Origin of the sequence: Rugamonas rivuli, assembly GCF_009380165.1 — a bacterium.
Taxonomy (GTDB): Bacteria; Pseudomonadota; Gammaproteobacteria; order Burkholderiales; family Burkholderiaceae_D; genus Rugamonas; species Rugamonas rivuli.
Genome location: NZ_WHUF01000005.1, coordinates 284642 through 302930 on the forward strand (window position 1 = coordinate 284642; position 18289 = coordinate 302930).

The window sequence follows — 18289 nt, forward strand, 5'->3', positions numbered from 1 at the left end:
ATTTCGAAAGAAAATGCGTTGTGATGCAATTACTCTAGGAATAAAAACAAACGCGGTCAACAAAAACAAAGGAAAATATTTCAAATAGCTTGCAAAATCTTTCGTATTGATAGTTGATCGAATAACAAACTTTCGTTTACGTGGCGAAAGTGGTACAGATGCGGTCTGCGGCGCGGCGAACTAACTTTCTTTTTACTTTCGAATTTGACATTTCGAAAATTAAACCTTATTCTTTCCCTGACTTAACCAGACAAATTCTTTCGATGACCAACCTACTCCAGCGTGCCCCCCAAGCCTGGCGCGATATCGGCGGCCTCGATACCGCCGAAGAAATCGCCCACCAGCCCGCCCTGTGGCGCGAACTGGCGACGCATCTCGCCGCCGAAAAAAGCCGCATCGCCGCCTTCCTCGGCGACACCCTGAGCAATCCGCAGCAGCGCGTGATCCTCACCGGCGCCGGCAGCTCAGCCTATGTCGGCGAAATCATCGCCGACGAAATCAACGCCGCCTGGCCCTGCCAGGTGCGCGCGCTGTCGACCACCAGCCTGCTGACCCACCCTGCCCTGTACCTTGAGCGCAGCGCGCCGACGCTGGTGGTGTCCTTCGCCCGCAGCGGCAACAGCCCGGAAAGCACGGCGGCGGTACAGCTGGTGCGCGACCTGGTGCCGAGCGCGCGCTTCCTCAACATCACCTGCAACGCCGACGGCGAGCTGGCCGTGCAAGGCGCGGGCGACGAGCAGACCTTCAACCTGATGATGCCGGCCGCCAGCTGCGACCGCGGCTTCGCCATGACCAGCAGCTTCACCTGCATGTTGCTGGCCGCGTTGTGCGTGCTCGATCCCGACTTCCAGCCGGAACGCCTGGACACCCTGGCCGCACTGGGCGAACGCGCGCTGGCCGACTGGCAGGCGCCGGTGGCCGAACTGGCCGCGCAGCGCGTGTCGCGCGTGGTCTACCTGGGCAGCGGTCCGCTGGAAGCGCTGGCAAAAGAAGCGGCGCTGAAGATCCTCGAACTGACCGCCGGCAGCGTGCTGGCGATGGCCAACAGCGCGCTCGGTTTCCGCCACGGCCCCAAGGCCGCGCTGAACGCCGAGACGCTGGTGGTGCTGTTCCGCAGCGCCGATCCGCTGTCGCGCCGCTATGAGCACGACCTGCTCCTCGAACTGCAACGCGACCAGGTCGCGGGCCGCTGCCTGACCGTGGGCGCAGGCGCCGACATCACCATCGACGCCCCGGCCTGGCCGGACGCGTGGCTGGCGCCTTTGTGGCTGCTGATGGCGCAGCAGTACGCGCTGCACCAGTCGGCGCTGCTGCAACTGCGTCCCGACAATCCATTCGCCGGCGGCACCGTCAACCGGGTCGTCCAGGGCGTCACCATTTATCGCCATGACGAATTCTGAACCACGCGGCTATCACGGCATCGACATCGGCGGCAGCAAGATCGAGCTGGTGGCGTTTGCCGAGGATGGCCATGAACTGAAGGAAGCCCACCGCGAACGCATCGCCACGCCGGGCACCGATTTCGCCGAGTTCCTGCTGGCGATCCAAGGCCTGGTGGGCCGCGCCGACAAGGCCCTGGGCTTGCAGGCGCCGGTCGGCATCGGCCTGCCTGGCGTGATCGACAGCGTCACCGGCCGCCAGCTCAGCTCCAACGTGCCGGCGCTGAACGGCCGCGCGGTGGTGGCCTCGCTGAAGGAGGCGCTGGAACGCCCTGTCGCCGTCGGCAACGACTGCCAGTGCTTCGCGCTGTCGGAAGCGCAAGGCGGCGCGGCGGACGGTCAGCCGTCGATGTTCGGCGCCATCATCGGCACCGGCGCCGGCGGCGGCTATTGCGTCGACGGCCTGCTGCTGCGCGGCGCCAACGGCGTGGCCGGCGAATGGGGCCACTGGCCTTTGCCGGCGGCGCTGCTGGCGCAATACGATCTGCCGGTGATCGGCTGCCCGTGCGGACGGCGCGGCTGCCTGGAGCGCTATGTGTCCGGCCCCGGCATGACGCAGTTGCACCTCCACGCCGGCGGCGGCGACCTGACGCCTGCCGCCATCGTCGCGCAGGCGCGCGCCGGCTCGGCCGATGCCGCCAGGACCATGGCGCTGCACGTCGACCTGCTGGGCCACGCGCTGGCCACGCTGGTGCTGACGCTGGACCCGCACGCCATCGTGCTGGGCGGCGGCCTGTCGCAGCTGCCCCACCTGTACGAGCAGCTGCCTGCGGCCACCCGCCGCCACCTGTTCCCCGGCGTGCGCGTGCCGCCCATCCTGCCGCCGAAATTCGGCGACGCCGGCGGCGCGCGCGGCGCCGCCCTGCTCGCCCGTCAACAACTGACCATCCGCTAAGCCCATGAAAACTACCGACCTGTCCCCACCACTGTCCCCCGTCCAGCAAATCATCGCCGCCCACCGTCGCGGCGAACCGGCAGGCCTGTACAGCGTGTGCTGCAGCCATCCGAGCGTGCTGCGCGCGGCGATGCGCGTGGCGGCCGACTACGACACGGTGCTGCTGGTGGAGGCGACCTCCAACCAGGTCGACCAGTTCGGCGGCTACACCGGCATGACGCCGGCGGCCTTCCGCGACTATGTGCACAACCTGGCCAAGAGCGAACAGTTCCCGCTGGAGCGGCTGGTGCTGGGCGGCGACCACCTCGGCCCCAACGCCTGGCAGGGCCTGGACGCGGCCACCGCCATGCAGCACGCGGAGACGCTGATCGCGGCCTACGCGGCGGCGGGCTTCCACAAGATCCACCTCGATTGCAGCATGCGCTGCGCCGACGATCCGCAGATCCTGAGCGACGAAACCATCGCGGCCCGTTCCGCGCGCCTGTGCGCGGTGGCGGAAAAGGCGGCCGAGCAGGCAGGCCTGCCGCCGCCGGTGTACGTGATCGGCACCGAAGTCCCTATCCCCGGCGGCGAAGCCAATCTGGCGCAGGCCGGCGCCGTCACCTCGCCCAAGGCCGCCGCGCGCACGCTGGACGTGCACCGCCTGGCCTTCTTCGCGATGGAGCTGCACAGCGCATGGCGCCGCGTGATCGCGATGGTGGTGCAGCCGGGCGTCGATTTCGACCATAGCCAGATCCAGCACTACGACGCGGCCCAGGCCACGGCACTGTCGGCCTTCGTGGCCGGCCAGCCCGGCCTGGTGTTCGAAGCCCACTCCACCGACTACCAGCGCGAATCGGCGCTGCACGACATGGTGCGCGACCACTTCGCCATCCTCAAGGTCGGCCCGGCCGCCACCTTCGCGCTGCGCGAAGCCTTGCAGGCGCTGTGCTGCATCGAAGAAGAACTGGTGCCGGCCGGCCAGGCCTCGCGCCTGATGCAGGTGCTGGACGAGACCATGCTGGCGCAGCCCAAGCACTGGGCCAAGCACTACCCCGGCAGCAGCGCCGAACAGCGCCTGCTGCGCCGCTATGGCCTGAGCGACCGTTGCCGCTACTACTGGGGCGAGCCAGGTGTAACGGCCGCCGTGGAACGCCTGTGCGCCAACCTCGATGCGCTGACTATCCCGTTGTCGCTGCTGAGCCAACACCTGCCGGAGCAGTATCTGGAGGTGCTGCAAGGCCGCCTGGCCACCAACGCCGACGCGCTGCTGGAGCACAAAATCGGCCGCGTGCTCGCGCAATATGCGCGTGCCTGCAACCGCAATGCGGCGCTCAACGGGCAGCTCAATGCAAAGGCTGATGTGGCAACGGCGGCTGGCAGCGCGGCCGCGATCTGTTAAGCTCGACGTTTTTGTAGAATCGACACCACAACAATGCGAAATACCAGTCAACGCCGCGCCTCCATCTTGCAGGCGCTTACCCAGCACGGCTCGGTCCAGGTGGCCGCGCTGGTGGACCAGTTGGGCGTTTCGGCCGTCACCATCCGCAGCGACCTCAGTGCGCTGGAGTCGCAGGGACTGGCCACCCGCAGCCACGGCGGCGCCACGCTGACGCGCATGCCGCCGCCGGAACAGACCATACCGCAGAAGGATGCGCTGAACCACGAGCAGAAGGAGCGCATCGGCGCCTGGGCCGCGCGCATGGTGCAGCCGGGCGATAACATCATCATCGATTCCGGCACCACCACCATCTCGCTGGCCCGCCATCTGCGCGACGCGCAGAACGTGACGGTGATGACCAATGGCCTGAACATCGCCTGGGAGCTGGCCGACGCGCCCGGCGTCGACCTGATCCTGACGGGCGGCCTGCTGCGCAAGCAGTCGCTGTCCATCCAGGGCACGCAGGCCGAGGCCTGTCTGCAAGCCTACAGCTTCGACAAGCTGTTCCTCGGCGTCGACGGCTTCGACCTGCAGTTCGGCGTCACCACCCACCACGAGGCGGAAGCGAGCCTGAACCACAAGATGGTGGAGCGGGCCAAGAAAATCATCGTCCTCGCGGACGCCTCCAAATTCGGGCGCGTCAGTCTGCACCGCATCGTGCAGCTGGACCGCGTCCACACCGTCATTACCGACGCCAGCATCAGCGCGGAATACCGCGATGGCCTGCTGGAAGCCGGCATCGAACTCCTGATAGCGGAATAACAGTGTTAAGCGGCAGAATCCTTACCCCACAAGGCTGGATCACGGGCAGCATCGCCTTCGACCAGCGCATCCAAAGCATCGAGGCGGACCCGCAAGCGGGCGCCGGCAACAACAGCGGCCTGACCATCCTGCCCGGTTTCATCGACCTGCACGTGCACGGCGCCGCCGGCGCCGACATCATGCAGGGCGGCGACGCTGGCGCCACGGTGGCGCGCAGCCACGCGCGCCACGGCACCACGGCCATGCTGGGCACCACCATGACGGCCACCGACAATTCGATACGCCGCGCGCTCAAGGGCCTGGCCGGCGTGATCGCCGAGCGCCCGGCCGGCGGCGCGCGCATGCTGGGCGTGCACCTGGAAGGTCCCTTCCTCAGCATCCACCGGCTCGGCGCGCAACCGCCCGACGCGGTGGCCGTGGCCAGCCTGGAGCTGGTGCGCAGCTATCACGATCTGGCGCCCATCCGCGCGCTGACGCTGGCCACCGAAGTGGATGGCCACCTGGCGCTGATCCCGATGCTGAAGGAGATGGGCATCCGCGTGCAGCTGGGCCACAGCAACGGCAGCTACGAAGACGGCGTGGCCGCGCTGAACGCCGGCGCGGCCGGCTTCACCCATCTGTTCAACGGCATGACGGCGCTCAACCACCGCCATCCGGGCATCGCCGGCGCCGCGCTGGCGCACGCCGAATACGCCGAGATCATCCCCGACCTTCAGCATGTGCATGAAGGCGCGATCCGCGCCGCGCTGCGCGCCATCCCGCGCCTGTACGGCGTGACCGACGCCACCTCCGCCACCGGCATGCCGGACGGCGAGTATGGCCTGGGCAGCCAGCGCGTCTACAAATGCCTGGGCTGCGTGCGGCTGGCCACCGGTTCGCTGGCCGGCTCGGTGCTGACCATGGACCAGGCGCTGCGCAATTTCGTCGGCCTCGGGCTGGACCTGGCCGACGCTTCCAACCGCTTGTCGCTCTACCCCGCCGACTACATCGGCGAGTCCGAGCGCGGCCGCCTGGTGCCCGGCGCCTGGGCCGACATCGTAGTCCTGAACGCCGATCTGCAGCCGGTGGCCGTCTTCGTTGAAGGCGAAGCCATCGATCTTTCCACCCACTAGCCGGAGTTTCGATGCAAGCCACCCTGTCAACCGCCCCCAATCGCGCCATGGGCTTCCTGCTGTTCATTGCCGGCATGGGAGGCCTGCTGTACGGGATCGATGTCGGCATCATCGCCGGCGCCCTGCCCTATCTGGAGTCGACGGCGTCGGTGGCGTGGAAGCTGACGGCGCAGCAGTTGGGCTTCATCGTGGCGGCTGTATTGCTGGGCTCCGTGCTGTCGTCGCTGTTCGCCGGTGCGCTGGCCGACCTGGTCGGCCGCCGCGCGGCGATGGTGCTGGCCGGCGCGCTGTTCACGCTGAGCATACCGTTGATCGCACTGGCCGACGGCTACCTGCCGCTGATGCTGGGCCGTCTGCTGCAAGGCATCAGCGGCGGCTTGATCGGCGTGGTGGTGCCGCTGTATCTGGCCGAGTGCCTGCACGCGCGCCATCGCGGGCGCGGCGCGGCGCTGTTCCAGCTGCTGCTGACCATCGGCCTGGTGGCGGCGGCGCTGATTGGCCTGTTCCAGGCGCAGACAGTGGATGCCGCGACGGCGGCGGCGCAAAGCCTGGCCGAAGCCCAGCGCGCGGCCGCCGTGTTCGCGGCCAAGGACCATGCGTGGCGCAGCATCTTCTGGGTCTGCCTGGTGCCTGGCCTGGTATTCACGCTGGGCGGCCTGCTGCTGTCCGAATCGCCGCGCTGGCTGGCGCGCAAGGGCCGCACGGCCCAGGCACGCGCCGCGCTGCTGCGCACCCGCCCTGCCGCCGAGGCGGAGGCGGAGCTGCGCGACATCGAACTGGCGCTGTCGCCGGCAGCGACGGCCAACGCCGGCGCAGGCGACCGTCTGCTGAGCCGCCGCTATGTGCTGCCCTTCCTGCTGGCCTGCCTGGTGCTGGCGCTGACGCAGGCGACCGGCATCAATTCCATCCTCGCCTATGTGGTGACGATCCTCAATCAAGCCGGTCTGCCCGGCGCCACCGCCAACATGGCCGACGTGGCGCTCAAGGTGCTCAACGCGGTGATGACGGTGGTGGCGGTGGTGCTGGTGGACCGCAAGGGCCGCAAGTTCCTGATGATGCTCGGCACCGGCGGCATCGTGGTGGCGCTGCTGGCGGCGGGCCTGCTGTTCCGCAGCGTCGAAGGCGAACAGGCCGACATCAGCGCCATGCTGCAGGCGCGCGCGCAGGGCGACAGCCTGGTGCTGCGCCTCGATCCGGCCACGCTGCAGGCGCTGGGCGGTACGTCCGGCGAAGGCGCGCCGATGCAGCTGTCGCTGGCTTATTCCTACGGCCCCTTCACCAATGTGCAGAGCCGCCGCAGCGACGATCCGGCGCTGCCGGAGCTGCGCCTGGCGCGCGAGGACACGGTGCAGGCGGACAGTGTGATCGGCGCCTTCTTCCGCCGCCTGCACTTGAATCCCTTCGCCGATCCGGCCGAAGGCGCGAGCGCGCCGCTGCGCATCGAACAGGCCCACCTGTCGGCGGTGCCGCCGGCCACGCACGGTTGGCAGGTGGCGCTGGCGATCTGCTTGTTCGTCGCCAGTTTCGCCGTCGGCCCGGGCGTGTGCGTGTGGCTGGCGCTGTCGGAGCTGATGCCCAACCGTATCCGCTCCAACGGCATGAGCGTGGCGCTGCTGATCAACCAGTTCGTCTCGACGGTGATCGCCGCCGTGTTCCTGCCGACGGTGGGCCAGTATGGTTACGCCACGCTGTTCTTCTACGGCGCCGGCTGCGCGCTGCTGTACTTCCTGACCGCCACCTTCCTTCTGCCCGAGACCAAGGGCAAGACGCTGGAAGAAATCGACGCGCACTTCTCGCGCTGACGGCAGCCCGGGAGCGCTAAGCCAGGCAGGCCTCTACCGAACTTTCGAGCAGCGGGAAGTGGCCGCTGTCGATAGTGCGGAAGACGGCCTGCGGGTACACCGCGCGCCACAACGCGCCGTCATGCTCCGCATCGATCATCGGGTCATGACGGCCGAACACCACCGACACCGGACCGTTGAACGCGCTGCGCCCCGGCGCCTGGAAGCTGGCGGCGAAATCGTCCGAGATCGCCACCGAACTCGGACCATCGAAGGCGCCAGGCTGATGAAGCACGTCGAGGAAATGGCGCGGCGCATCGCCGGCGTCCGGGCCGAAATACAGCGACGGCACATCCGGCAGCAGCTGCAGCACGCCGAACACTTCCCAGAACCGCGCCCTGCCCGGCGCCTCGTCGTAGGCGGCCAGCGCGGCCGCCACTTTCGGCGCATCGGCGTGGCCGGCATTGACGGCCAGCGCATGCCGCGCCAGCCGCAGCGCGGCCTTCTCCGGATTGTAGGTCGGCGCCAGCAGCACCACGCGCGCCACCGCCTCCGGCGCGTGGTTGGCGATGTAGGTCGCCAGGTGCGCGCCGAAGGAGCTGGCCATCACCGTCAACGGCGCACCGTGCGCCTGCGCGCTGCGGCGGAACTCGGCCAGCGCCGCCTCCAGCAAATCCAGGTAGGGCCGCTGCGCGCACGGCGCGGCCGGCGGCTGCTGCCACCACTGCACCTGCTCCGCCTGCGGGAAACGCGTGCTTTCAATGGCGACGGTCAGGCCCGGGCCGCCGTGCAGATAGAAAATCGATGCCATGTCCTCTCCTCGTGTGATGGTGGTCGTGGCGCCAGCGTAACGCAACAGTGCTTTTTTAACAAGCATGCAGCTAGTTGATTGACTTCGACGGGAACTCTGGGCCACCATGGCCGCATGAAAAAATATCTCCTTGCGATGTCTTTCGCGCTGGCCGCCGCGTCGGTCCCGGCCCAGGTGCTGCCGCTGCGCGAGCAGGCGGCGGTGGTCAACCAGCTGCTGGCCGAACGCTTCGATACGCTGCTGCCGGACATGATGGAGCAGACCGGCATCGACATGTGGATCGTGGTCGCGCGCGAGTACAACGAGGATCCGGTGCTCAAGACCATGCTGCCGGCCGAGTGGCTCAACGCCCGCCGCCGCACCGTGCTGCTGTTCTACCGCGACCCGGCCAGCGGCCGTGTGGACCGGCTGGCGGTGGCGCGCTACAGCGTCGGCAAAAGCATCGCGGCGGCCTGGGACATGCAGAAGTTCCCCGACCAGTGGCAGGCGCTGGTGGCGCTGATCGCGCAGCGCAAGCCGAACAAGATCGCGCTCGACACCTCGCGCCACTTCGGCCACGCCGACGGCATCGCCCACACCGACTACACCGAGCTGCTGGCCGCGCTGCCGGCCGAGTACCGCGCCCGCGTGGTGTCGGCCGAGCCGCTGGCGGTGCGCTGGCTGGAGACCCGCACCACGCACGAGATGCAGATCTATCCGCAGCTGATCGACGCCACGCACAAGATCATCGCCGAGGGCTTTTCCGAGCGCGTCATCACGCCGGGCATCACCACCAGCGCAGACGTGGTGTGGTGGTTCCGCCAGAAGATCCGCGACCTGGGCTACGACACCTGGTTCCATCCGTCGGTGGAGATCCAGCGCCCGAGCCAGAGCGCGGCGCTGGCCGACACCGACGTGATCGTGCCCGGCGACCTGCTGCACGTGGACATCGGCATCACCTACCTGCGCCTGAACACCGACGTGCAGCAGCACGCCTATGTGCTCAAGCCCGGCGAGAGCGCCGCGCCGCCCGCGCTGGTGCAGGCCTTCGCCCGCGCCAACCGCGTGCAGGATATTTTGACGGCGCAGTTCCGCCAGGGCCGCACCGGCAACCAGGTGCTGGCGGCGGCGCTGGCGCAGGCCCGCGCCGAGGGCCTCAATCCGACCATCTACACCCACCCCATCGGCTACCACGGCCACGCGGCCGGACCGGCCATCGGCATGTGGGACATGCAGGACGGCGTGCCGGGCAGCGGCGACGAAGCGCTGCGCTACCGCACCGCGTATTCGATCGAGCTCAATGCGGCGACCACGCTGCCGGGCTACGCGGCGCCGCTGCGCATCATGCTGGAGGAGGATGCCTACTTCGACCAGGCCGGCGTGCGCTACATCGGCGGCCGCCAGAAGGAGCTGCATCTGGTGCCGCGCCGCGCGCCCAACATCGAGCCGTGAGCGGCGCGGGCGGCATGGGCGTCAGCCCTTGCGCGTGAAGCCGTCCTCGCTCCAGGCCTCGCTGCCGACGCCGTGGCGCACGAAGAACAGGCCGTGCGGATCGTACTGCCGCTTGGCGCGCGCCAGCCGCTCGTAGTTGGTTCCCCAGAACGCGCGCTGCCAATCCTTGATGAAGTAATCGCTCTCCGACACGTAGGAGCCGGCCTTCGGCGCGGCCTTGCGCAACTCCCCCATCGCCCGGCCGATCGATGCAGCGCGTTCGCGGCCGCGCAGCACCTGCGCCACCGCGTCCTGCTTCGCCTCCGGCATGCCCGGATAGCGCGCGCCGTCGCCGCCGGCGATGATGGCCAGCGCGAAGGCGTCCAGCACATCGGGATTCATCGCCGTGTCGCGCGCGGCGGCGATGTCGGCGGCCGGGGCGCCGGCCAGTCCCTTGTTGAAGTGCAGGCCGACGCGCCAGTGCCGCGTGCTGCGGAACAGCGCCTCGACCAACTGCGCCTGCCCGTCGGCGGACAGCAGCGACGCCGGCAGCCACGCCGACTGGTAGCCGTGGATGAACCATCCCGCCTCCGCCGCATCGCCCTTCCACACGCCGTGGTGCGCGGGGGCGCCTGGGCGTTCGTCGGCCACCATGAAGCCCGGCGCGTGCTGCTTGAAGAAGGCCACGTTCCAGAACTGCCGCGCCGGCAGCGCCAGCGCGCGGAACGGTTTGTCCAACGTGTACTCGGGCCGCTCGCGCAGCCACGCCAGGAACGGCGCCCACGCTTCCTCGGCCTGCTGCTGGTTCAAGCCCTGGAACACCATGGACACGTCCATCTTATTGTCGGTGTTGAAGCCGATCTGCTCGCCCCACTGCGGCTTGAACAGCGCGCCGGCATAGAAGGCCATCGTCTGCGCGATCAGTGCGCGGTAGGCCTGGTCCGACGCCGCCTTGACGCTGAAGAACACGGCGCCGAAATGTTCGGGCAGCTCCCGCGTGCGCAGCGTCAGCCGCGTGACCACGCCGACGCTGCCGCCGCCTCCGCCCTTGAGCGCCCAGAACAGCTCGGGGTTGCTGCTCGCGTTGGCGATGCGCACCTGGCCGTCGGCGGTGACGACTTCGGCTTCCAGCAGGCCGGCGGCGGCCGTGCCGTAAGCCTTGGAGAAGTTGCTGAAGCCGCCGCTCTGCACCAGCCCCGCGACGCCGACCGTGGTGCAGCCGCCGCCCTGCACGTAGCGGCCGCCGCGCGTGGTGACGGCGTCGTAGGCGTCGATCCACATCGCGCCCGCGCCCAGCGTCACGGCCGGCTGCGGCGCGGCGCCGCTGCCCTGCGCGACGAAGGCGTCCTGCAAGATGGCCGCGTTCATCTGGCGCGTCCACACCAGCAGCGAATCGGCCGCGTCCGACGTGCCCTGGTAGCTGTGGCCGCCGCCTTTGACCACCAGCCGCAGATGATGCTCGCGGGCGAAGTTGACCGCCGCCACCACATCGGCCGTGGTGCGCGCCACCACCGCGTAGGCGCTCGGCTGCGAGGACCAGGCGTCCAGCCAGCCGCTGGTCTGCGTCAGCGCCGGCTGGTCGCCGATGGCGAAGGTGTTTTTCAGGGTGGCCAGCGCGGCGCCGCAGGCCGGGGCGCTGGCGGTTGTGTCTACGCTGGCGGCGCAGGCGGCGAACGGCGCGTCCAGCTTGAGCAGGCGTCCCTCGACGCGCTGCTGCAATTGCTGCCAGGCGGCGGCCGACGGCCAGCCGGCGTCGCCCGGACGCACGCGGCGCACCAGCGCGCCGGCGGTGCTCCAGGCCAGCGATGGGCACAATGCCAGCGCCGGCAAGGCGGTGGCGGCCTTCAACAAACTTCTTCTTTTCATGGGCTCGCTCTCAGATGTGAAGTCACATCGACACCTTAGTGCAGCGGCCCGGCGCCGGTCCATCGCTATGTGGCGAGACGGACAAGCGCGTGGCGAAGCGGAGAATGTATTGACCAGATTAAACGAATGATGCCGCCCGGCTCCAGGGTGGCGAAAACCGCCAGCACCTGCCAAGATAAGGGCAGCGGCGTCCGGCCAGAACGCCAGTCAAACCATGCTCACCTTGGCCCCACCACCAACCAGGAGAAGTCTATGAATTCGTTTGTGGAAACCATTTCGCCAGCAGCAAAAAATCACGTGGAAGCCCGGATCGACTACTTCAGCGACCTGACCGTCGCCACGCTGCAATCGGTACGCAAGCTGTCCGAAGTGAACTTGCAGTTCAGCCGTGACTGGCTTCAGGATTCCACCGAAGCCCTGCGCACCGCGCTGCTGACCCCGGCCACCGAACGCGCGCCGGCCGACACGCCGTCGATCGAGCAAGTGGCGCACAAGCTGCAAGCTTGGCAGCAGCAGCTCAACCAGGTCGCCACCGAGTTCCAGACCAGCATCAACCAGGTGGTGCAGCAGCATGCGCCGCAGGCGGCGCGCACCGCCACCGAGCTGGCCGAAGCCGTCACGCAGAAAGCCGCCGCCCAGGCCGACCAGCAACTGCGTTTGCATAAGGCTGCGGGCAAGGAAATCCTCGACCAGGCCCACCAGTTCGCCGCCGTGGCGACGCAAAACCGTTCGATGGAGCAGCCGGCCTCGATGCAGAGCGCCGACGGCGAAGGCAACAAGAACTAGGCTGCCAGGAAGCGTTCCGGGATATCGTCAAAGAACGGATACATCGAGAAATATGGTTGCGCCTCGTCCAGCACCCGCTTGACGGACGGCCGGCTCACCAGGCGCTCGAAGTAACTGCCGAGATGATGGTATTCCTCCGGGAACGGCAACAGCGTGGCGGCGTAGAACAACGCCGGCGCCGCCGCGCAATCGGCCAGGCTGAACGCCTCGCCGCACATCCAGCTGCGCGCCGCCATGCGCTTCTCGATCATCTTGTACGCCGTCTTGAGCTTGGTGCGCTCCTTGGTCCGGTCGCACTGCAGGCCGCTCAGGTGCGCGCCGACGATGGTCTGCACCGGCTCCTGCACATAGTGGTCGAAGAAGCGGTCCCACAGGCGCACGTCCAGCGCCGCATCCCAGTCGGCCGGTATCATCAACTGCGGGCCGGGGAAATGGCGGTCCAGGTATTCGATGATGATGGACGTCTCCGGCACGTCGCGGCCGCGCTCGTGGTCGCGCAGCACCGGGAACTTGCACAGCGGCCAGATCGCCTCCAGCTCGGCGCGGTCGCCCTCCTCGCCCAGGTTGATCAGGCGCTTGTCGAAGGCCGTGCCGTTCTCGTACAGCGCGATCAGCACTTTGTGGCAGAACGAGGCCAGCGGGTGGTAATACAGGGTCAGGGACATGGTCGGCTCCGAAGGTCAGGCACCGCGATGCGGTACCAAAGAATTCAGCAGATGATACTTCAGACAAGCCGATAGCGGCGCTGCGCAATTGTTGAGACACTTCGCTCCGTCATACGCCGGGCTACCTCCAATCACGCGCCGGCGGACCACCGAACCACCACCTCACAGGATATTCCATGCGCCTTGCCATCACCCTTGCCATCGCCTCGCTTTGCGCCATCAGCGCCAACAGCTATGCCGACGCCCTCGACCTGCCGTCATCGAATCCGAAAACCGCGCCAGCCGCCGGCGACAGCCTGACGCTGGGCGCAGGCCTGGCCTACGTGCCGGAATACACCGGCGCCAAGAAGAGCCGGGTGGTGCCGGTGCCCTATCTCGAACGCACCTACGACAACGGCATCTTCCTCAGCACCATGCGCGGCATCGGCTACCAGGCCAACGTCAGCGGCGTGAACCTGAGCGCGGCGCTGAGCTACGGCGGCGCCCGCGCCGACCACAAGCGCAACATCTTCGACGGTTCCGACTCGCTCAAAGGCATGGGCGACATCCAGGGCGCGGCGCAGGCCGTGCTGGGCGCGAGCTACCAGCTGGGCACCGTCGGCCTGAGCCTGGGCACCACGCAAAACCTGGCGCACCGCGAGCACGGCGCCACTTACACGCTGGGCGCGTCGACGCAGCTGTACACCACCGCCAGCGACCAGGTCGGCCTGAGCGTGTCGACCGAATACGCCGACAAGAAGCATATGCAAACCTACTTCGGCGTGACCGCCGCGCAAAGCGCCACCTCCGGCTACAGGACCTTCACCACCAAGGGCGGCTTCACCAACTTCACGGCCGGCGTCAACTGGAATCACGTACTGGACAAGAACTGGTCGGTGCACACCGCGCTGGGCGTCTCGCACCTGACCGGCGACGCCGCCGACAGCCCGCTGACCAAGCGCACAACCTCGCCGGTGCTGATGACGGGCGTGGCCTACAAGTTCTGATCGGCTGTTTTGATCGACTGGCTGGAGTGATACTATTGAAGGAAATTCAACTTAGCGATTTCCTTCAATAATGCCCACCCTCACACTGCTGACCTTCATTGCACTCGCCCTGTCCGTGGGCGCTGTCTGGATTAAACCTTCGCCGCTGTTACCGCTCGCCCCCTGGCAAATCTGGTTTGCCGTGGCGCTGCTGTGCGGCGGCCTGGCCGGGGTGCTGCACGCGCCGGCCTACGTCGCGCTGGCCGTGTTCGGCGGCGCGGCCTGGCTGACCACTGCGGCATCTCAAAAATATCTGCGGGTAGTAGCCGGCGTGCTCACGCTGGTGCTGGCGTTTGCGCTGGCTATTCATAAACTGCCAGGGTTTAGCAATCCCGTGGTGATTGCCGGTGCTGTATTTTCGGAAGGCGCCAAACCGTTTACCCAGTATGCGAGTTTCGACAAGGGCGCGGTGGGCCTGATTTTGTTGGCTTTGATCTGCCGGCGTACGGCGTCATTTGCCGAGCTGGGCGGCGTGCTGCGCAAGACCTGGCCTGTGCTGCTGGTGACAGTGGGAGTGGTGATGGCCTTGGCTACCGGCGCCAGCTTCGTGCACCCGGCTTTCAAGCTGCCGGATGTCACGCTGCAGTTCCTCGCCGTGAATTTGTTTTTCACCGTGGTCGCCGAGGAGGCGTTCTTCCGCGGCTTCGTGCAGGCGCGGCTGGCATCGGCGATGGGCGGATGGCGCTATGGATCGTGGGTGGCGGTGGCCTGCTCCGCGCTGCTGTTCGGCGCCGCGCATCTGGCCGGCGGCCCACTGTACGCCGGGCTCGCCGCCATCGCGGGACTGGGCTACGCCTACGCTTACCAGCGCACCCAAAGCATCGAAGCGCCCATCCTGATCCACATCACGCTCAACGCCGTGCACTTCATCTTCTTCACCTACCCATAGCGCTGAGATCGCAATCGGGCGGGGAGTATGTATATGGGGTACCCCGTCCCACTCCTTGTGGTAAAAGCCCTATTTCCCCCCCTGCTTTCCCCTATTTTTCCATCGAATGAACTATCTCCCCGACTCCCGGTCTAACTTGGGGAAAGCAGAAGAAAATAGGGGAGAAAATCGGATGAATACCACAATGATCGTGCAGCTGCCTACCGACACCCTGCTCAAGCTGATCGAAAAGCCGCACCGTCGTGGCGGCTCGCAAGACATTTCGGAAGCCATGACCAAGGCCATCGAATGCTGGCTGGAAGACCCAGCCAGATTCGCGCCCGGCGCAGACCCCGAGGGCCTGCACGGATATCAATGGAAAACGCTGTTTCTACCCGAAGGCACCATCCTGAAGTCGTGGAGCCACGGCGAAAACAACTACGCGCGCGTTGAAGGCGACAAGACCTTCAAAATCGCGTGCAGGCTGCGCGACGAATTGGCCGCCGCCTCGAAGGCGCCAGCGGCATCGACGCCCGCGCCTGTTGCTACCGCGCCGATGCCGGCCGCCCTGCCTGCCCCACCGTCAGCTGCCACACCACCGCGTAACACCGACAGCGCACCCGGCTGGGAATTGCCGGAGCGGAGAAAGTTCCGCTACCGGCTGGAAGACGTCGCCTACTAGTTCAGCAACAACTCCGGCTGCTGCTGAACGATGGCGGTCTTCGGCAGGCAGACGATGAAGCTACTGCCCTTGCCCGCCTCCGACTTGATCTGCAGCGTAGAACCATGGCGCAGCAGCACGTGCTTGACGATCGCCAAGCCCAGCCCCGTACCCTGCGTCTCGCGCGAACGACTCTTGTCGACCCGGTAGAAGCGCTCGGTCAAGCGCGAGATGTGCTCGGGGCTGATGCCGATCCCGGTATCCTCCACCAGGAACTTCACGCCGCCCTCATACTCCTTCCACACCAGATGGATCTTGCCGCCAGCCGGCGTGTAGCGCACCGCGTTGGACGCCAGATTGCCGAACGCGCTGTGCAGCTCTTCATAACTGCCCATGATGTCCGGCCCGTTGACCGCCATCGTGATCTCATGCTTGCCGGCCGACAGCGCCCGCGCATCGCGCAACACCTGCTCCATCAGCTTGGGCACATCGACCTGCTCCGGCCGCATCGGATAATCGACCGACTCCAGCCGCGACAAGGTCAGCATATCCTCGATCAGATGCTGCATGCGGTGGCCCTGCTCCGTCATCAGCTTCAGGTGAGCCGAGCGCGTCGCCGCATCCAGCCCCTCCGACGCAGCGATCTCCAGGAAGCCCACGATCACCGTCAACGGCGTGCGCAACTCGTGCGACGCATTGGCGATAAAGTCGCGCCGCATCTCCTCGATGCGCTCGGTCTCGGTGGCATCGTGCGTCACCAGGATCTGCCGGCGGTTTTCAAACGGAATGATATGCACAATCAGCTTGCGCTCGCGGAAGCTGATCGTCAGCGGCTGCTCATAGCGGCCGAGAATGATGTAGTCCATGAAATCCGGACTGCGCACCAGATTGGTCACGCGCATGCCCTTGTCGCGTTCATGCGTCAAACCCAGATGCTTCTCCGCAGCCGGATTGCACCACTCCAGGAACAGCACGTCATCCATGATGACCACGCCGTCCGGCAGCAGATGCATGGCCTGGCGGAAGCGCGCCAGCCACTCGGTCAGCTCGGTCTGGTTCTTCTCATCGTCGCGCCGCATGCGGTACAGGCGCGAGAAGATATTGGTCCAGGCGCCCCAGCCATCGGGCAGCTTGGCGCTCTGCGGATCATCCATCCAGTTGCTCAACTGGTAAAGATACGACAGCTGCACAAACACCAGCACCATCATGGCGATCAGCGCCAGCACCAGGCCGTTCAACCAGCCGAACATCCAGCCCAGGGCCGTGCAGCCCGCCAGGATCACGGCGGTGCGCAGCGCGGCCGGCACCCAGAACACCAGTTTGGGATTCATTATTTCTCCGACAGCATGTAGCCCACGCTACGCACAGTCTTGATCAGATGCTCGGCCTCTTTCAACGCCTTGCGCAGACGCAGCACGTGGACATCGACGGTACGCTCCTCGATCACCACATGGTCGCCCCACACCTTGTCGAGCAACTGGCTGCGCGAGAACACCCGCTCCGGATGGGCCAGCAGGAACTTCAGCAGCTTGTACTCGGCGTGGCCGATATCGATCTTTTGCTCGTCCATCAGCACCGTGCAGCTGACCGGGTCCAGCATCACATTGGCCGCGCGCATGGTCGCTTGCGCATGCTCCGGGCTCTTGCGGCGCAACAGCGCCTTGGCGCGCGCCAGCAGCTCGCGCGGCGAGAACGGCTTGGTGACATAGTCGTCGGCGCCGCTGTTCAGGCCCGCCAGCTTGTCTTCTTCCATGCTCTTGGCGGTCAGCATGATGACCGGGATTTCATTGAACTGGCGGTCGGAACGGATGCGCGCCAGCAGGCGCAGGCCGGTCTGGTCGGGCAGCATCCAGTCCAGCAATATCAGTTGCGGCGTCTTGGTCTGGATGAAGTCCCAGGCCTCGGCGCAGCTCTGCACGGCGCAGCAGTTCCAGCCCGCCTCGCGCAGCGAGAACGTCACCAGCTCAACGATGGCGGGCTCGTCTTCGACGATCAGTACGGTAGTTTTATCGGATGCCATTATTTCTCTTGTTATTTCTTTTACTCAGCTTGCGCGGGCACGTCGTCCGGTATCGGTGCGGTCTTGGTGTGGCGGATGTCCTTGCCTTCGACGACGTAGATGACGTATTCGGCGATGTTCTTGGCGTGGTCGCCGATGCGCTCGATCGCCTTGGCCACCCACAGGGTGTCCAGCGCGGCCGAAATTGTACGCGGATCTTCCATCATGAAGGTGATCAGATTGCGCATGATCGAACGGAATTCATGGTCGATCACCGCGTCCTGGGCGATCAGCTGCAAGGCTTGCTTGCCGTCGTTGCGGGCGAACGCGTCCAGCGCATCGTGCAGCATGTCGCTGGTGTTGTTGGCGATGCCGCGCACCATCTCGTAGTGGTTGACGGTCACCGCGCCGCGCGCATGCAGCGCCTTGGCGGTGCGGGCGATCTTGGTCGCTTCGTCGCCGATGCGCTCCAGGTCGGTGATGACCTTGATGGTCGCCATGATGGTGCGCAGATCGTTGGCGGCCGGCTGGCGGCGCACGATCAGGTGGCTGCAGGCGTCGTCCAGCGATACTTCCAGCTGGTTGACGGCGTCGTCCTCGCGCATCACGCGGTCGGCGCGCTCGGGATTGCCGATGCGGAAGCAGGTCATGGCGTCGAGGAATTGGGTCTCGACGATGCCGCCCATCAGCAGCACCTTGCTGCGTATGGCTTCCAGTTCGTTGTCGTACTGCTTGGATGAGTGTTCACCGATCATGCTAAGGCTCCGTAGTCGATTTGCTATTATAGGT

17 protein-coding genes are annotated in these 18289 nt (G+C 66.6%); 11 read left to right on the plus strand and 6 right to left on the minus strand.

Annotated features, from left to right (window positions below; genetic code table 11):
- The first annotated feature begins 263 nt into the window (after nucleotides 1–263).
- Genes GEV01_RS19975 through GEV01_RS20000 form a run of 6 tightly spaced genes read left to right on the plus strand, consistent with a single transcriptional unit; the run spans nucleotide 264 to nucleotide 7430 of the window.
- Nucleotides 264–1400, plus strand: coding sequence for an SIS domain-containing protein (locus GEV01_RS19975; protein ID WP_152807312.1), 1137 nt, complete (start codon nucleotides 264–266; stop codon nucleotides 1398–1400).
- Entirely contained in the window at nucleotides 1387–2334 is a 948-nt protein-coding gene (locus GEV01_RS19980) for an ROK family protein (RefSeq protein ID WP_152807313.1), read from the plus strand. Before GEV01_RS19975 ends, GEV01_RS19980 begins: the two co-directional genes overlap by 14 nt.
- A 4-nt stretch (nucleotides 2335–2338) precedes the next feature.
- Nucleotides 2339–3715: a D-tagatose-bisphosphate aldolase, class II, non-catalytic subunit gene (locus GEV01_RS19985; protein WP_217428449.1), complete on the plus strand. Its 1377-nt coding sequence runs from the start codon at nucleotides 2339–2341 to the stop codon at nucleotides 3713–3715.
- 33 nt (nucleotides 3716–3748) lie between these two features.
- The gene (locus GEV01_RS19990) at nucleotides 3749–4516 is read left to right on the plus strand and encodes a DeoR family transcriptional regulator (RefSeq protein WP_152807314.1); all 768 of its coding nucleotides are present in this window, start codon (nucleotides 3749–3751) and stop codon (nucleotides 4514–4516) included.
- Nucleotides 4517–4518: 2 nt separating this feature from the next.
- Nucleotides 4519–5628, plus strand: coding sequence for an N-acetylglucosamine-6-phosphate deacetylase (gene nagA, locus GEV01_RS19995; RefSeq protein ID WP_328595566.1), 1110 nt, complete (start codon nucleotides 4519–4521; stop codon nucleotides 5626–5628).
- An 11-nt stretch (nucleotides 5629–5639) separates the two neighbouring features.
- A complete protein-coding gene (locus GEV01_RS20000) occupies nucleotides 5640–7430 on the plus strand; it encodes an MFS transporter (RefSeq protein ID WP_152807315.1) in 1791 nt (596 codons plus the stop codon).
- 16 nt (nucleotides 7431–7446) lie between these two features.
- Here the strand turns inward: GEV01_RS20000 and GEV01_RS20005 are convergent, their stop codons facing one another.
- Nucleotides 7447–8220 (minus strand): alpha/beta fold hydrolase, encoded by a 774-nt coding sequence (locus tag GEV01_RS20005; protein WP_152807316.1) that lies wholly within the window; start codon nucleotides 8218–8220, stop codon nucleotides 7447–7449.
- Nucleotides 8221–8334: 114 nt separating this feature from the next.
- Between GEV01_RS20005 and GEV01_RS20010 the strand changes: the two genes are divergently transcribed.
- Nucleotides 8335–9651 (plus strand): M24 family metallopeptidase, encoded by a 1317-nt coding sequence (locus GEV01_RS20010; RefSeq protein ID WP_235914455.1) that lies wholly within the window; start codon nucleotides 8335–8337, stop codon nucleotides 9649–9651.
- Nucleotides 9652–9672: 21 nt separating this feature from the next.
- Here the strand turns inward: GEV01_RS20010 and GEV01_RS20015 are convergent, their stop codons facing one another.
- Complete coding sequence (locus GEV01_RS20015) at nucleotides 9673–11478, minus strand: FAD-dependent oxidoreductase (RefSeq protein ID WP_235914456.1); 1806 nt, start codon at nucleotides 11476–11478, stop codon at nucleotides 9673–9675.
- Between the two features lie 270 nt (nucleotides 11479–11748).
- Here GEV01_RS20015 and GEV01_RS20020 point away from each other — a divergent pair, with 270 nt between their 5' ends.
- On the plus strand, nucleotides 11749–12282 hold the full coding sequence (locus GEV01_RS20020; protein WP_152807318.1) for a phasin family protein: 534 nt from the start codon (nucleotides 11749–11751) through the stop codon (nucleotides 12280–12282).
- Here the strand turns inward: GEV01_RS20020 and GEV01_RS20025 are convergent.
- Nucleotides 12279–12947, minus strand: a complete 669-nt coding sequence (locus tag GEV01_RS20025) for a glutathione S-transferase family protein (RefSeq protein ID WP_152807319.1) — start codon at nucleotides 12945–12947, stop codon at nucleotides 12279–12281. The genes GEV01_RS20020 and GEV01_RS20025 overlap by 4 nt on opposite strands.
- A gap of 176 nt (nucleotides 12948–13123) precedes the next feature.
- Between GEV01_RS20025 and GEV01_RS20030 the strand changes: the two genes are divergently transcribed.
- The 3 genes from GEV01_RS20030 to GEV01_RS20040 all read left to right on the plus strand — a co-directional run bounded on the left by GEV01_RS20030 (nucleotide 13124) and on the right by GEV01_RS20040 (nucleotide 15522).
- Nucleotides 13124–13933: a MipA/OmpV family protein gene (locus tag GEV01_RS20030; protein ID WP_152807320.1), complete on the plus strand. Its 810-nt coding sequence runs from the start codon at nucleotides 13124–13126 to the stop codon at nucleotides 13931–13933.
- Between the two features lie 70 nt (nucleotides 13934–14003).
- Nucleotides 14004–14861 carry a CPBP family intramembrane glutamic endopeptidase gene (locus tag GEV01_RS20035; RefSeq protein ID WP_152807321.1) on the plus strand — a complete coding sequence of 286 codons (858 nt, stop codon included), beginning with the start codon at nucleotides 14004–14006 and terminating at the stop codon, nucleotides 14859–14861.
- A gap of 172 nt (nucleotides 14862–15033) precedes the next feature.
- Entirely contained in the window at nucleotides 15034–15522 is a 489-nt protein-coding gene (locus tag GEV01_RS20040) for a hypothetical protein (RefSeq protein ID WP_235914457.1), read from the plus strand.
- Here the strand turns inward: GEV01_RS20040 and phoR are convergent.
- Genes phoR through phoU form a run of 3 tightly spaced genes read right to left on the minus strand, consistent with a single transcriptional unit; the run spans nucleotide 15519 to nucleotide 18255 of the window.
- The gene (phoR, locus tag GEV01_RS20045) at nucleotides 15519–16832 is read right to left on the minus strand and encodes a phosphate regulon sensor histidine kinase PhoR (RefSeq protein WP_152807322.1); all 1314 of its coding nucleotides are present in this window, start codon (nucleotides 16830–16832) and stop codon (nucleotides 15519–15521) included. The genes GEV01_RS20040 and phoR overlap by 4 nt on opposite strands.
- Complete coding sequence (locus GEV01_RS20050; protein WP_008447310.1) at nucleotides 16832–17521, minus strand: response regulator; 690 nt, start codon at nucleotides 17519–17521, stop codon at nucleotides 16832–16834. The genes phoR and GEV01_RS20050 overlap by 1 nt, the downstream gene beginning before the upstream one ends.
- Nucleotides 17522–17541: 20 nt before the next feature.
- Nucleotides 17542–18255 carry a phosphate signaling complex protein PhoU gene (gene phoU / locus GEV01_RS20055; RefSeq protein WP_008447308.1) on the minus strand — a complete coding sequence of 238 codons (714 nt, stop codon included), beginning with the start codon at nucleotides 18253–18255 and terminating at the stop codon, nucleotides 17542–17544.
- Between the last annotated feature and the right edge of the window lie 34 nt (nucleotides 18256–18289).